14 protein-coding genes, 1 other RNA gene and 1 pseudogene are annotated in these 12,995 nt (G+C 49.8%); 8 read left to right on the forward strand and 8 right to left on the reverse strand.

Features of this window, described 5'->3' with window-relative positions:
* Nucleotides 1-12: 12 nt before the first annotated feature.
* Nucleotides 13-360, reverse strand: a complete 348-nt coding sequence (locus BLT35_RS28040) for a putative glycoside hydrolase (protein ID WP_062407132.1) — start codon at nucleotides 358-360, stop codon at nucleotides 13-15.
* 248 nt (nucleotides 361-608) lie between these two features.
* On the opposite strand from BLT35_RS28040, the gene BLT35_RS10480 reads away from it, so the two are divergent.
* Nucleotides 609-1,769: an MFS transporter gene (locus tag BLT35_RS10480; RefSeq protein WP_074727868.1), complete on the forward strand. Its 1,161-nt coding sequence runs from the start codon at nucleotides 609-611 to the stop codon at nucleotides 1,767-1,769.
* On the opposite strand, the gene tatA is transcribed toward BLT35_RS10480, so the two are convergent.
* The 3 genes from tatA to BLT35_RS10495 all read right to left on the reverse strand — a co-directional run bounded on the left by tatA (nucleotide 1,762) and on the right by BLT35_RS10495 (nucleotide 3,324).
* Entirely contained in the window at nucleotides 1,762-1,986 is a 225-nt protein-coding gene (tatA, locus tag BLT35_RS10485; protein ID WP_054819025.1) for a twin-arginine translocase TatA/TatE family subunit, read from the reverse strand. The two genes, BLT35_RS10480 and tatA, sit on opposite strands and share 8 nt — an antisense overlap.
* A gap of 134 nt (nucleotides 1,987-2,120) precedes the next feature.
* Complete coding sequence (locus BLT35_RS10490; protein ID WP_054819026.1) at nucleotides 2,121-2,315, reverse strand: hypothetical protein; 195 nt, start codon at nucleotides 2,313-2,315, stop codon at nucleotides 2,121-2,123.
* A 178-nt stretch (nucleotides 2,316-2,493) separates the two neighbouring features.
* Nucleotides 2,494-3,324, reverse strand: a complete 831-nt coding sequence (locus BLT35_RS10495; RefSeq protein WP_062407136.1) for a YitT family protein — start codon at nucleotides 3,322-3,324, stop codon at nucleotides 2,494-2,496.
* On the opposite strand from BLT35_RS10495, the pseudogene BLT35_RS10500 reads away from it, so the two are divergent.
* Nucleotides 3,280-3,678, forward strand: a pseudogene (locus BLT35_RS10500) (transposase); the annotation flags it as partial. The gene BLT35_RS10495 and the pseudogene BLT35_RS10500 sit on opposite strands and share 45 nt — an antisense overlap.
* 114 nt (nucleotides 3,679-3,792) lie before the next feature.
* Here BLT35_RS10500 and BLT35_RS10505 read toward each other — a convergent pair.
* Both BLT35_RS10505 and BLT35_RS10510 read right to left on the reverse strand, forming a co-directional pair.
* On the reverse strand, nucleotides 3,793-4,476 hold the full coding sequence (locus tag BLT35_RS10505; RefSeq protein WP_254777538.1) for a DUF4247 domain-containing protein: 684 nt from the start codon (nucleotides 4,474-4,476) through the stop codon (nucleotides 3,793-3,795).
* Between the two features lie 49 nt (nucleotides 4,477-4,525).
* Nucleotides 4,526-5,059, reverse strand: a complete 534-nt coding sequence (locus BLT35_RS10510) for a DUF4178 domain-containing protein (RefSeq protein WP_062407138.1) — start codon at nucleotides 5,057-5,059, stop codon at nucleotides 4,526-4,528.
* Nucleotides 5,060-5,335: 276 nt separating this feature from the next.
* Between BLT35_RS10510 and cshA the strand changes: the two genes are divergently transcribed.
* The 4 genes from cshA to fsa all read left to right on the forward strand — a co-directional run bounded on the left by cshA (nucleotide 5,336) and on the right by fsa (nucleotide 8,871).
* Nucleotides 5,336-6,892, forward strand: coding sequence for a degradosome RNA helicase CshA (gene cshA, locus BLT35_RS10515; RefSeq protein WP_062407141.1), 1,557 nt, complete (start codon nucleotides 5,336-5,338; stop codon nucleotides 6,890-6,892).
* A gap of 172 nt (nucleotides 6,893-7,064) precedes the next feature.
* The gene (locus tag BLT35_RS10520) at nucleotides 7,065-7,907 is read left to right on the forward strand and encodes a YesL family protein (RefSeq protein WP_074727871.1); all 843 of its coding nucleotides are present in this window, start codon (nucleotides 7,065-7,067) and stop codon (nucleotides 7,905-7,907) included.
* 77 nt (nucleotides 7,908-7,984) lie between these two features.
* Nucleotides 7,985-8,165, forward strand: a non-coding RNA gene (ssrS, locus tag BLT35_RS10525) — 6S RNA.
* A 49-nt stretch (nucleotides 8,166-8,214) separates the two neighbouring features.
* A complete protein-coding gene (gene fsa, locus BLT35_RS10530) occupies nucleotides 8,215-8,871 on the forward strand; it encodes a fructose-6-phosphate aldolase (RefSeq protein WP_062407143.1) in 657 nt (218 codons plus the stop codon).
* A gap of 56 nt (nucleotides 8,872-8,927) precedes the next feature.
* On the opposite strand, the gene xylB is transcribed toward fsa, so the two are convergent.
* Nucleotides 8,928-10,460: a xylulokinase gene (xylB, locus tag BLT35_RS10535; protein WP_062407144.1), complete on the reverse strand. Its 1,533-nt coding sequence runs from the start codon at nucleotides 10,458-10,460 to the stop codon at nucleotides 8,928-8,930.
* A gap of 296 nt (nucleotides 10,461-10,756) precedes the next feature.
* Between xylB and BLT35_RS10540 the strand changes: the two genes are divergently transcribed.
* Together BLT35_RS10540 and BLT35_RS10545 are read left to right on the forward strand one after the other, a co-directional pair.
* On the forward strand, nucleotides 10,757-11,848 hold the full coding sequence (locus BLT35_RS10540) for an ROK family protein (RefSeq protein ID WP_254777540.1): 1,092 nt from the start codon (nucleotides 10,757-10,759) through the stop codon (nucleotides 11,846-11,848).
* Nucleotides 11,849-11,952: 104 nt separating this feature from the next.
* On the forward strand, nucleotides 11,953-12,342 hold the full coding sequence (locus BLT35_RS10545) for a DUF1499 domain-containing protein (protein WP_062407148.1): 390 nt from the start codon (nucleotides 11,953-11,955) through the stop codon (nucleotides 12,340-12,342).
* A 104-nt stretch (nucleotides 12,343-12,446) separates the two neighbouring features.
* Here BLT35_RS10545 and tpx read toward each other — a convergent pair whose 3' ends face one another.
* Nucleotides 12,447-12,950 (reverse strand): thiol peroxidase, encoded by a 504-nt coding sequence (gene tpx / locus BLT35_RS10550; protein WP_054819028.1) that lies wholly within the window; start codon nucleotides 12,948-12,950, stop codon nucleotides 12,447-12,449.
* Nucleotides 12,951-12,995 lie beyond the last annotated feature (45 nt).

The following is a 12,995-nucleotide window of genomic DNA, read 5'->3' on the forward strand; positions in this document are numbered from 1 at the left end:
ATACGCGGACGCCTAACGGGTTGAGCTGTTCTCTGGCATACTTCGCAAATTAATAAGTGCAGGCATATCGCGAATAATGTTCTTGGTTGTGTCCATGGCAAGCAAATCCGGGTTTCCGGTGTTATATGTGATATAGCCCCAATCGTCCTTTACATCGACTACCAGTGCATTGAGTTCCGTACGATCCATCAGCTCCAGCAGTGAATGTAACCGGGAACCGCCGGCGCTGTGAGCGGTTGCGTAGACGCCCTTAACCTTGGGAGCATCTGGTTGAGGGTCCTGCTTGTTTACCGGCCTCAATCGGTTTTCGGGGCTGCCGTTTGACGGTATCTGCTGTACAACGGCGTTTTTTCGAATCAAGAGATGCTTGCGCCAGCTGTTCGAACGTCATATTCGGATGTTCAGCGCTGACACCCCCCCAGGCGAGGAGAAACGCGGCCAGCAATAATTCCATTTTCTTGTCTCTCTTTGGCAGTTATTCTATATATTTGTAGTTTATTCTGATATTATAATAGAATAGCAGGTCATTCGGATAGAGAGTTTTGAAGTATGTTGTTGATTGGAAGGACCAACCCGCAAGAAACTAGAGTAAAAAGGATCGATATCGGATGAAGAATCAACTGCGGATGCTGCGGGGACTTAACTTTTCATACTATGCCACCAGCGCGGTGCTTATGCCGTTCTTGCCCATTTACTTCGAAGGCAGAGGATACTCCTCTTCCCAAATCGGGCTGCTGATGATGATCGGGCCTTTCGTCTCCATCTTCGCCCAACCGATATGGGGCTATTTAAGTGACCGCTATCAGACGCTGAAGCTGATTATATTCGGGCTTTGGGGGATGACCCTTTTGTCCAGCGTAGGCATCTTTACAACGACCGGCTATTCGTTTGCTTTGTTGTTCATGCTGCTGCTTTACTTTTTCATGCTGTCGTCGGTACCGCTGCTGGATACGTTAACAATCAAGTCTGCGGTGCAGGCGGGGGCCAGTTACGGCTCGATCCGATTATGGGGATCCATAGGCTTTACGCTGCTGGCCGTCTCCAGCGGGTTTATTCTGCAGGCGCTGGGCGGACTTCAGAATATTCCTTATTTATACTGGAGCATTTGGATGCTGCCGCTCGTGCTTTTACTTTTCTTAAAGGATGAACGAAGCCCTGCGCCGCGGGTATCGTTCCGTTCCTTTACCAGCATGTTTCGGAACGGCCATTTTCTTTGGTTTCTGCTGCTTGTGTTTATTCTAACCGTACCGCACCGGATGAACGACGTCATGTTCGTGCTGTATCTCAAAGATTTGGGGGCAACGAATGCGATGGCGGGCTGGGCGTGGGCCTTGGCCGCCTTCAGCGAAATCCCTACGTTCGCGCTGTTAAGCCGTTATATGCACAAGTTTCACGAGCTTGCACTTCTCGGTATTGTGGCCATATTGTACACGCTCCGTTGGCTGGCTTACGGTTGGATTACGGATCCGCTCATGCTGATGGTTCTTCAAGTGACGCACTCCATCACCTTTGCCGTATTTTGGATTGTAGCGGTACAGTATGCGGTTCGGCTGGTTCCTCCTGAACTGCAGTCCACGGGACAATCCATGCTTTCCATGGTATTTCTGGGGTTGGCCGGCATTACCGGAGGATTTGTCGGAGGTTGGATTAAGGATGAATGGAGCGGGGCGGGCATGTATATGTTCGGAGCGGGAATGACTTGCATCGCCGCGATTTTGCTGCTTGGCACCCATGTTTATTATCGCAAAAAAACCATCCAGCTTAATTAGCGGATGGTTTTTCGTTGGAAGCGGTCAGTTCTTTCTTGGTCGGCTCCGTATCATGTATGGCTTCGCTGCTGTTGCCGCTGTTTCCGTTCGTAGCATCTTTAAACTCCCGAAACATGCGGCCGAAGCTGCGTCCGAGCTCTGGAAGCTTGTTCGGCCCAAACAGAAGCAAAGCGACGAGAACTATCAATAGAATATGCATGGGTGACAAAGCGCCCATTGTAAACACCTCCGGAAAACTTTTTCTACTACAGCATACCACGAGCATAACATGAAAATGAAGCCGGCAGGAACGGTCAATTATTACGAAAAGACAACATTTTTGCGTCGCTGCGACAGATTAAAACGCCTATCTTAATGAAGATAGGCGTCTTTTTGATGTTCAGAAATGCTGTATTGAATAATTTCCATTGCATCCTCCGCTTCAAGAGCGGCCAGGCCATTGCGCAGGACAATCTCTGATTCAAGCTCGTGTTTCTTTAAAGTAGGATATAAATCAGGCGTTAATTTCATAACAATAGTCGCCAACTTTACTGTTTCCACAAGCATCACCCTTCCCGTCATCATCTAGTGTTGAAGAGAGCAAGTGCGACTTACGAGCAATACAGGTAAGGCCGGTGAAAAGATATGAAATTACGCTCATATTATAACATAATCAAAACAAAAAATCTTGGTTTATTTATGCCAAATTTGGCATCAGTCCGCCAATTGTTGAATGAGCCCGGGGCTACCGGCGGAAAAGACCCATGACATTTACTGTTTCCGTAATATTCACGAACGCTTGCGGATCCCACTGCCTGATCAGGCCTTGAAGGTCGTACAGCTCATACCGGGTGGTTACCGTCATTAGCATATGCTGAGGGTCCTTTGTATAGGATCCTTCCGTATTGATAACGGTAACGCCCCGCTGAAGCTTTTGCATTTTTTTCAGGAGCAGATTCTTTTTGCGGGTTACGATAAATACCGTCACTTTCAGATGCCGGATATGGATTGTATCGATCATTCTGCCCGTGATATAGATGGACAGCATGGAATAAAGGGCCAGATCCCAGTCGTTCTTGAAATATCCGAGGGCCAAAATGACCAGGCCGTTAAGCCCGAATAGAAAGGTACCCAGAGGAAAATCGCGTTTGCGCGTGAGGATGGAGCCCAAAATATCGAAGCCGCCGGTTGATCCGCCCGCCCACATGGATAAACCTGAACCTAAGCCGATAAGAACGCCTCCGGTGACCGAAGACATAATGATATCCCGACTGACTTCCGCAACCGGAATCATGTGCATGAACCAGGAGGTCAGGATAACTGAAATCACGCTGAGAATGATAAATTTACGGCCAACAGTAAGTAAGCCCCATATCAGCATAGGCAGATTGAAAACAAAATACAAGAGGGAGATATGAAGCCCTGTAAAATAGCCTACGATCATGGAAATACCGGAGATTCCGCCGCTGAGCAGCTGATGGGGAATCAGAAACAAATTAAAGCTGGCAGCGATTAAAGCGGAGCCGAGCACACAGATGAGCACGGAGCCTATGACGGACCGTTGGAAATAGAGCATGAGCGTACCTCCCTAAGTTCTTCATGTAGTATATCCCAAAAAGGGTCCGTCCCAAAACAGGACATCAGCAAGGTGGACAACTGGTCATATGATGAAGCCAGCGACACTTGGCATTATCCTGGCGGTCAGGCACGAGAGCTGCTCCAAAGTGAAGAAGGATACAAGCTTTCCGTTCGTCGTATGATTGAACCCGAGAGTGTGTTTGGACAAATGAAAAGCAACCGGAGCTTCCGGCGTTTCCTGCTTCGCGGCTTGCCTAAAGTGAGCCTGGAGGTCGGGTGGCTTTCCCTTGCCCATAATCTGCTCAAATGGGCAACAACGAAGGAAAAAGAGCGAGTAGGGGTGGGAATCTGACCACCAAACTCGCTCTTTTTCACTAAATCGTTGGCTTATTTGTAAACTATGGTTGTTTCTCAGTAGTTTTGATACTACTTATGAGACAGCCCCTTGGATTGGTTTCCGTTCCGGCTATCTTCTCTTAAAGGAACCGGAGCGGATGCTTGTACTTGGTTTCGAACCGGTGATGCGGGAAGGCGTTTTATAATTTTTCGTTGAACCGTCATTACGTCTGATCGACTGGCTGCTTCCTGACACCGATTTGGACGGCGAGGTGGTAAAGGTGCCTTTACGCTCACTGGTCGAAGGTGCGGTGGTTGAAGAAGGGGGGGGAGCGCTTTGGTGCTTGCCGTAATCCTCGTACCGTTTGGTAGACGTGTAGCCTCTATAGCCGCCGCTATCGCCGGACCAGACGGAGCCAAACAGCGACTGCAGCAGGCTGGCGGCCACATAGCCCTGGAGGAAGGAAGAGTCGTAATGTTCCTTCGCATACTCTATGGAATCTAACTGCACCAGCGTGGTATTCTCGTTTTCTTTGTCTTTTTGTATGTTGATGATCTTGTTGTCGTAGACCAGGAACATCTGGTTCTCATCTTCTTTGCTGATTTCCAAAGGGGGTTCTTGATCTGCGAGTTCTTTGGCGACAGTCGGAACATTCTTGCCTTCTACAGAATAGATTTTGGCCGTGCTTTTTCCTTGACCTTGAACATCAATTAAGGAATAATTCTCTTTTATATAATTGCTTGCATCCCCGCAGCCGGCCAGCAGTGCAAATACCAGTACGACGGCAAGCCATTTGGATATCCTGCTCATCATGTTCCGTCACCTCCTGCATAAAGCTTCATTTATACTTGCTTTCGCCTGGTTACTTTGAGCCTTTCAAAAATTGAATTTGACTGCCCGGAGTGGGCGCACCTTCCATGGCGACGTATTTGCCGTCTTGCCATTGCAGGAAGAAATAACGGTCTCCCGTTCCGATATAACGCCAGAACAGCACCTGATCGTTGCCGCGGAAATCCGTATTGCCTTCTGTCCTCACCGTATCGCTGCGATGATGCTCCAATTCAAAGAGGCTTTCGGCTCCGATATCAAGCCGGGTCGGAACGTCATTGGGATCGTCCAGCGATCCTTCCACAAATTCACACAAGAAACATTCATAGATTCTTCCTTTTTCCACAAGGAGGCAGGAAATATGCTTGCCGTTCTGCAAATAATAAGCAAACCGGTGCGGCGGGAATCCTCTGTCGAAATAGACGGTTTTTCCGGAAACGACATATTCCTCTAAATCTACGTTTACGATATCGCCCACTTGAGTATCCTCGAAAGGATTGGACGGCTTCGCTTCCGGCTGTGGTTTGCTGCCTTTTATGATCGAACCAACTCTTTTCCAGATGGACATGGGTGTTTCGCTCCTTTTACGGTTTAACACGAAGACTTTAGCATCATTATAATATTATATACGATATTTGATGTTTTTGGGTTTCAATTTGAAGTTATCTGGTATATGGATGTTGGGTGTGGTATAATACTAAAGATATTCTTAAGTACGGCGTAACTGTTCATTTCTGACACGTTTGAAAAGTGTTTTATGAAGAGATAAATAAAGCAAAGATAGGAGTCGCACTTAAGGGTATAGACAAATAAAAGAACCCTAGTACAAAGGAGATTGAAATTTTTGAAAACATTTAGTGAATTCGGCTTAGAGCCAAAGGTGCTGCGCGCCATTACGGAAATGGGCTTTGAGGAGTCGACACCGATTCAAGAGAAAGCCATTCCAGTAGCGTTGGAAGGCCGCGACCTGATTGGCCAAGCCCAAACGGGAACAGGAAAAACCGCTGCATTCGGTATTCCGCTCGTAAACAAAATCGATGTAAAAGAAGACCGCATCGTAGCGCTCATCATGTGCCCTACACGTGAGCTAGCGATTCAAGTAGCGGAAGAAATCGAGAAGCTGGGACGCTTCAAAGGGATTCGCTCTCTTCCTATTTACGGCGGTCAGGATATCGTAAAGCAAATCCGCGCACTGCGCAAAAAGCCGCAAATTATCATCGGTACGCCAGGACGGCTGCTTGATCATATTAACCGCAAGACGATTAAGCTTGATGATGTGCAGACCGTTATTCTGGACGAAGCGGACGAAATGCTCGACATGGGCTTCATGGATGATATCCAATCGATTCTCAAATTGGTTCCCGAAGAGCGCAACACGATGCTGTTCTCCGCCACGATGCCGGCCAATATTCGCAGGCTGGCCGATCAGTTCCTAAAGAACCCTGAACACGTATCCGTCATTCCAAAGCAAGTCAGTGCTCCGCTGATCGATCAAGCATATATCGAGCTGCATGAGCGTCAGAAATTCGAAGCGCTTTGCCGCTTGCTGGATATGGAAGCTCCGGATCTTGCGATCATTTTCGGCCGGACCAAGCGTCGTGTCGACGAGCTCTCCGAAGCGCTGCAGAAGCGCGGCTATACGGCAGAAGGACTTCATGGCGACTTGTCCCAGAACCAGCGCGATAATGTGATGCGCAAGTTCCGGGACGGCAGTATCGACGTTCTCGTAGCAACGGATGTAGCCGCTCGCGGCTTGGACGTATCCGGTGTAACGCATGTCATCAACTTCGACCTGCCCCAGGATCCGGAAAGCTATGTACACCGTATCGGCCGTACCGGTCGCGCGGGCAAAGAAGGCGTTGCCTACACGTTCGTTACACCGCGTGAGATCGACCACTTGTACTTCATCGAGAAAATTACGCGTCACCGCATAACCCGCAAGCCGATGCCGAGCTTGGCTGAAGCCATTGAAGGCAAGCAAAAATTGACGGCTGAGCGCGTGCTCGATGTGCTGCAGCAAGAAGAGCATAACGAATACAAGGGCCTTGCGATTTCTCTTCTGGAGCAGCATGACTCCGTACATTTGCTTGCGGCCGCGCTGAAGCTGTTGACCGGAGAGAAGAAGGATGTAGCCATTGAGCTTACTCCGGAGGATCCGATTCGCGCCAAAAAGAGAAGACCGGATGTTCGCAGCTACGGCCGCAAACCGGCAGGTCCTTACGGAACGGCCGGCGGTGCCCGCAGGAACGACAGGCCTTACGATCGTGACCGGAATGGACGCGGACGCCGTGAGGATGGCGGATACCGCGATAACCGCGATTATCGCGGACGTTCGGACGGCCGTGATCAAAAAGGCTATTCCCGTCCTTCCAACCGTTCGAATGAGGGAAGTTTGGTATAATGGAATGAAAGCAAGCGCGCAGGCAGTAGCGTGCTTGCTTTTTTTATCGAAGCGTCAAGTATTTAGCTCCCGGTTTTATAGACCCGTTCGTTGAGGTATTGGGTATAGATGTCTGTCTTGAAAGTGAGAATTAAGCTATAATAGTTGTTGTATTATGAAGGAGGGCATAATTTTGGAGTTTCGTGGAATGATGGGTGGGTTTTACCGCATTTCCGAGTGGATCATGCGTCTTTCGGTCATTAACATCCTTTGGGTCATATGCGCCATCCCTTTCTTTTTGCTTGGGCTTGTCCTGCTGCAATCGCAGACGGGCGATCAGGTAGTGCAAACCCTTTTTCTCATGGCGGTCGTTTCTCCCTTTACGATTTTTCCTTCGACAGCGGCCATGTTCACGGTGGCCCGAAAGTGGCTTACAGGTGAAGAGGATGTTCCTCTGCTAAAAACCTTTTTCCGCGGTTACAAAGAAAATTTCCTGCAGAGCATGCTCGGCGGATTCATCTATATACTGCTCGGCGTAATCTTGTACACGAACTTCCGGTTTTACGGCAGCCAAACGGGAGTCTTTGGAGTTTTGCGCTTCCTGGTATTATCGCTCACAGTGGTTCTGATGATCTCGCTGTTCCATTTTTTCTCCATCATGACCCATTTGCACATGAAATGGTTTCAGATTGTAAAAAATGCGATCCTGATCACGATCGGCAATCCGATCCGTTCGTTATCGATGATGGTGCTGAACGTCATCATCCTGTACGTCAGTTTCGCGATATTCACGTTTTTGATTCCGTTTTTTATGGGGAGCTTCATCGCGATCGTATCGTTTTGGCACTTCAACCTAATTTTCGGCAAACTGCAGGAAAAACAGCAGGAGATTGCGGATCAGGATGAGGAAAAGGCGGATAGAAAGCAAGGAGGAGCGGAACAGGAGTCCGAGACCCGGATGGAGAGAGGCCAGAGGCCTAGTGAATCGGGAGCGATCGAAGAGGGGGATTACCAAGGTAAGAATGGAAAGCCATAATGTCCCGCCGATTCCACAAAGATAAAAACGCAACAGGTTTACTTTCCGCTTGAAGTGCACTATAATAAGACTACAACAAAATCCTGCGATGTGCGTTTCGGTTTTCAGTTGTTTTGAACCAATGACTGTTTCTAGGGAGACCTACATAGAATCGCGGCTGACATGCCCTCGAAAAGGGACTTCAAAACCGATTCTGCGGACACCCACCTGCGAGAGCGGGTTTGAAACAAGAAAATCGGACGGCATTGCGGGTTTTTTTTGTGCACTTGTGTAAGCGTAAAAAAATGTGAAGAGAGGATTTTTGGAGATGAAGCTGTTTATTGATACCGCTAATGTAGAAGAGATCCGTAAAGCTCATGAACTCGGCGTCATCGCCGGAGTAACAACGAATCCTTCACTCATCGCTAAAGAAGGCAGAGATTTCTTCGAGACGATTAAAGAAATTATCTCCATCGTCGGCGATCTCCCGATCAGCGCAGAAGTGATCAGCCTCCAAGCTGATGAAATGGTGGAGCAGGGCAAAAAGCTCGCTGCACTTGGAGAAAGTATAGTAGTGAAAGTGCCGATGACAGAAGAAGGTTTGAAAGCGACCAAGCGCTTCAGTGAACTCGGCATCAAAACGAACGTTACGCTCATCTTCAGCTCTCCGCAAGCCTTGTTGGCAGCACGCGCAGGGGCAACGTATGTTTCTCCGTTTGTCGGACGTTTGGATGATATCAACCAGGTAGGTATGAATTTGATTAAGGAAATCAGCCAGATTTTTGCCGTACACGGTATTGAATCCGAGATCATTACAGCCAGCGTTCGTACGACAACGCATGTCATCGATGCGGCTCTGCTCGGTGCGGACATCGCGACCGTACCTTATAAAGTGATTCAACAGATGGTCAAGCACCCTCTGACGGATACTGGTATTGAGCGGTTCCTGAAAGACTGGGAAGGTGCCAACTTAACATCGTTTTAATAAGCTACATATAACAAACAACAACCCGGCATCGTTTGAATGCCGGGTTCGTTCATTCATGGCCGTGCGGCCAGATTCGTTAATTGATGCATCGTCTGCTTCAACGTACCGTATAAAGATCGGTAGATCTTGTAATAAGCGTCGTAGCGCTGAGAGCTTGAAGCATCGGGCTCGATGAGGTCCTCTATGTCAATCCATTCCCCGCATAATGACGGGATATCCCGGCCAAGGACTCCGGAAGCAGCCATGAGCGCGGCTCCGTAAGCCGGACCGTCCGTTGAGTTCACAGTAACGACGGGCAGCCCGAAAATATCTGCAATCATCTGTCTCCAGAAACGGCTTCTTGCCCCGCCGCCGTTCACACGCAGCTGTCTGATTTCGATTCCAGATGCCTTGATCAGCTCCATGGAGTCGCGCAAACCGAAGGTGATGCCTTCCAAAATCGTTCGGGTCAGATGAGCTTTGGAGTGACGCAGGTTGAGGCCAATGAACCCCCCTCGCGCTTTGGCATCGGCATAAGGGGTCCGTTCGCCGGTTAAATAGGGCATAAAGAGCAGTCCTTCGCTTCCGGGAGGAGCGGTTTCCGCCAGAGCGGTCAAATATTCATATACGTCCCGTCCTTCCGCCTTCGCTTGCTCCAGCTCCTCGCAGGCAAAGTGGTTTTTCCACCATTGGAACGATCCCCCCGCGGAGAGCATAACGCCCATTCGATGCCACTTTCCGGGCACTCCATGACAGAAGGTGTGAAGACGGCACTCCGAATCCGCTTGATAAGTATCGTCATGGACGAAGACGACGCCTGATGTGCCCAGCGCAACGGAAGCGATGCCGCTTTGTACCGCCCCGACGCCGACAGCGCCGCAGGCTTGGTCGCCGCCGCCTGCCACTACTGGTATGCCCGGGACAAGGCCTGTCGCTTCCGCAGCGTCAGGCTGAACATACCCGGCCACCTCATTGCTTTCGTAGAGCGGAGGAAGCCATTCCTCCGGCAGGTCCAGCCGTTGGAGCAGTTCGCTCGACCAACGGCGCTCGGCCACATTCAGCAGCAGCGTCCCGCTGGCGTCGGCGAGGTCCATGCCGAAGGCTCCGGTCAGCTTGAGACGCACGTAATCTTTGGGCAGCATTAAATGTGCCGTTCGTTTGTAATGTTCCGGCTCGTGATTCCGCAGCCATACGGCCTTGGGTGCCGTAAAACCGGTTAGCGCCCGGTTGCCTGTAAGTCTGGAAAGCTCATCTCTGCCGATCGTTTGTTCTATCCACCGGCATTCTGCCTCCGTTCTTTGGTCACACCATAACAGGGCGGGACGGATTGGGCGAAGCCGGCGGTCAAGAAATACCGAGCCGTGCATTTGTCCGGACAGACCGATGCCTGCAATTTGATTCCCGTTTACCCCGCTTTCATTTAGCAGTGCACGGATGCAAACGGCTGTGCCGTTCCACCAATCCTCCGGCTCCTGCTCCGCCCAACCCGGCTGCGGCTGAAAAAGCGGGTATTCCACGCTTCTGCCCGCCTTGACGGCGCCGTGATTGTCCACCAGAATACATTTGACCGCGGACGTGCCGAGATCGATCCCCAAATAATAAGTCAATGCGCTCACCCCATCTGTGGATTACAGTGCTATCGGCCTTTCAGACTTTGTTTATCGGATAAACAAATATGATTATATATATTCGCAGAGGAACGGTAAAATCCTGCACACTTTCCGGTGGCTTCAGATGAAAATCCATTGATTTTGCGGTACAATGTTAGCGAATGACACAGCTCGGAAGGTGACTGGATTTGAAGCAGGGACCGGTTTCTGGTGATAGTACATTTCTTAAAACGCTAAACAAATCAACGCTTCTGGATCTGATTCGAAGGCACGCTCCGCTTTCGCGAGCGGATTTGGCCAAAAGTACAAAACTGACGAGGGCAACGGTTTCAGCTCTGGTGGAGGAATTGATCGCGGAGCACTGGGTCGTGGAGACCGGTACCGGTGAATCCAGCGGAGGGCGGAAGCCGATGATGCTTGAACTGAACCGCAGCGCGGGATGCGTGATCGGACTGGATTTACGGATGACCAACATCCTGCTGATTGTTACCGATATGCAGGGGACGATTATTCGCAAGTCGGTGCATCCATATCGTTCCCACACGGGCACGAGCGGTTTCCCCTCCGATCCCGACCAGTTATTCGAGCAGATTGTAGCAGTCATAAAAAAGGAAAGACAGGCGCTTCCTGAGACGCCGTTAGGGCTCGTCGGAGCAGGGATCGGCGTTCATGGATTTGTGGAGTATCCTTCCGGACGCATTGTATTTATGCCGCATACCGGTTGGAAAGGGCTGAGCTGGAAGGAAGAAATGGAAGCACGGCTTCAACTTCCGGTGATTCTCGACAATGAAGCGAATTTGGCCGCATTAGGAGAGCACGAATTTGGAGCCGGTGCCGATAGCCATGCCGGAGATATGCTGTATTTAAGTATTGCCGGCGGTATTGGAGCAGGGTTTATATCGGGAGGCGAGCTGTTTCGGGGAAGCGGGGGCCTGGCCGGAGAAGTAGGGCATACGACGATTGAAGCCAATGGTTTGCCTTGCTCCTGCGGCAATCGGGGCTGCTGGGAACGGTATGCGTCTGAACGGGCGGTAGCCGACAAGCTGAATTTGCAATACGCGCCCGGGATTACGGACAGGATTTTGCGCAAGTTGAGAGAAAAGGATCCTGACGCACTGTCGGCCATCCGCGAGGCGGGAATATACCTGGGCATTGGCATCGGGAATATGATGCATGCGCTCAATCCGCAAATGATTGTTGTCGGCAATGCCATGAGTGAATACGGTCCATGGATCAATGATCAAGTGCAGGAGGTTCTCTCAACGCGATATTCCTATGTCCGTTCGTATCAGGTCCAAGTCCGGTATTCCCGGCTCGGTGAAGACAGCTGCGCTCTTGGAGCCGCATCCTCCGTCATTCGTTCGATCATGCAGCAGAGGTCATAAATATGAATAATTTGTGAATTCCCCTCTTTCTCTTCAAGGGAAACAATGATATGATTAAAGATAGTGTTTCATTGTAATTGTTACTTCATTAAGGAGGGAATGCTTTGTTAAAGCGAACCTTAGTCGGATTCATCCGCAGTCATGAGACAACAGGAGAGAAAGCGAAGGATCCGGCTTTAAAGACCCGCTATTATAAAATCTCCATGGATCAGGCCTGGGATGAGATCATCAACTTGTTAAAAAAGCTAAACGGGTATAAGCTTCTTCATGAAGTACGCAGCGTAGGGGAGATTGTGGTTGAGCGTAAAACCATCACCGGAAGAACACAGGACATCACGCTGACCCTGTTCGGTATCAACCCGCTCAAAACCGCTGTTGATATTTATTCGGCATCCCGCGGATCTCTTGGGGATCTAGGCTCCAATTATCGTACGATCCTCGATTTATATAAACATATAGATAAGCGGCTGGCCGCTTATAAAATAGACAACTGAATGTAAAAAAACAGCGTGGAGTCCTGTTTTGGCACCACGCTGTTTTTTTGTGAATCAGTTATAGTACAAGTCTGAAATGAGCATCGCTCAATCCGGATAATGGATTAAACCAATTTTTTAACGGCTTCAATGGCCGCTTCGTAGTTCGGGTGATCCGTCATCTCGCTCAGGTACTCGACGTATTGGATCGTGTCGTTGGCGTCAATGACGAATATGGATCTCATCAGCAGGCGAAGCTCATCGATCAATACGCCGTAATTTTTGCCGAAAGAGTGGTTTTTGTAATCGGAGAGCGTAATCACTTTGTCGATTCCGGCAGCACCGCACCAGCGGGATTGGGCAAACGGCAGGTCTACGCTGATCGTAAGCACGACTACGTTGTCGCCAAGCTTCGCTGCTTCTTCGTTGAAGCGGCGGGTTTGCGCATCGCATACGCCGGTGTCAAGGGAAGGAACTACGCTGATCAGCTTCACCTTGCCTGCATAATCGGCCAGAGATGCGGTTTCGAGCAGATTCTTATTCACAGTGAAGTCAGGAGCTTTGTCGCCAACTTTGACTTGTGTTCCGACTAACGTAATCGGATTGCCTTTCAGTGTCGCTTGTGCCATATATACAGGGGCCTCCTTCAAGGATTGAGAATGATTGGTATTCCA

This window comes from Paenibacillus naphthalenovorans (assembly GCF_900099895.1).
GTDB lineage: Bacteria > Bacillota > Bacilli > Paenibacillales > NBRC-103111 > Paenibacillus_G > Paenibacillus_G naphthalenovorans.

Bases quoted from the DNA above. Each gene is read 5' to 3' on its own strand.
- BLT35_RS10480 (WP_074727868.1), top strand. From the start codon at position 609: ATGAAGAATCAACTGCGGATGCTGCGGGGACTTAACTTTTCATACTAT.
- tatA (WP_054819025.1), bottom strand. From the start codon at position 1,986: ATGGGCGCTTTGTCACCCATGCATATTCTATTGATAGTTCTCGTCGCT.
- BLT35_RS10490 (WP_054819026.1), bottom strand. From the start codon at position 2,315: ATGCTTGTGGAAACAGTAAAGTTGGCGACTATTGTTATGAAATTAACG.
- BLT35_RS10495 (WP_062407136.1), bottom strand. From the start codon at position 3,324: ATGCTCTATTTCCAACGGTCCGTCATAGGCTCCGTGCTCATCTGTGTG.
- BLT35_RS10505 (WP_254777538.1), bottom strand. From the start codon at position 4,476: ATGATGAGCAGGATATCCAAATGGCTTGCCGTCGTACTGGTATTTGCA.
- BLT35_RS10510 (WP_062407138.1), bottom strand. From the start codon at position 5,059: ATGTCCATCTGGAAAAGAGTTGGTTCGATCATAAAAGGCAGCAAACCA.
- fsa (WP_062407143.1), top strand. From the start codon at position 8,215: ATGAAGCTGTTTATTGATACCGCTAATGTAGAAGAGATCCGTAAAGCT.
- tpx (WP_054819028.1), bottom strand. From the start codon at position 12,950: ATGGCACAAGCGACACTGAAAGGCAATCCGATTACGTTAGTCGGAACA.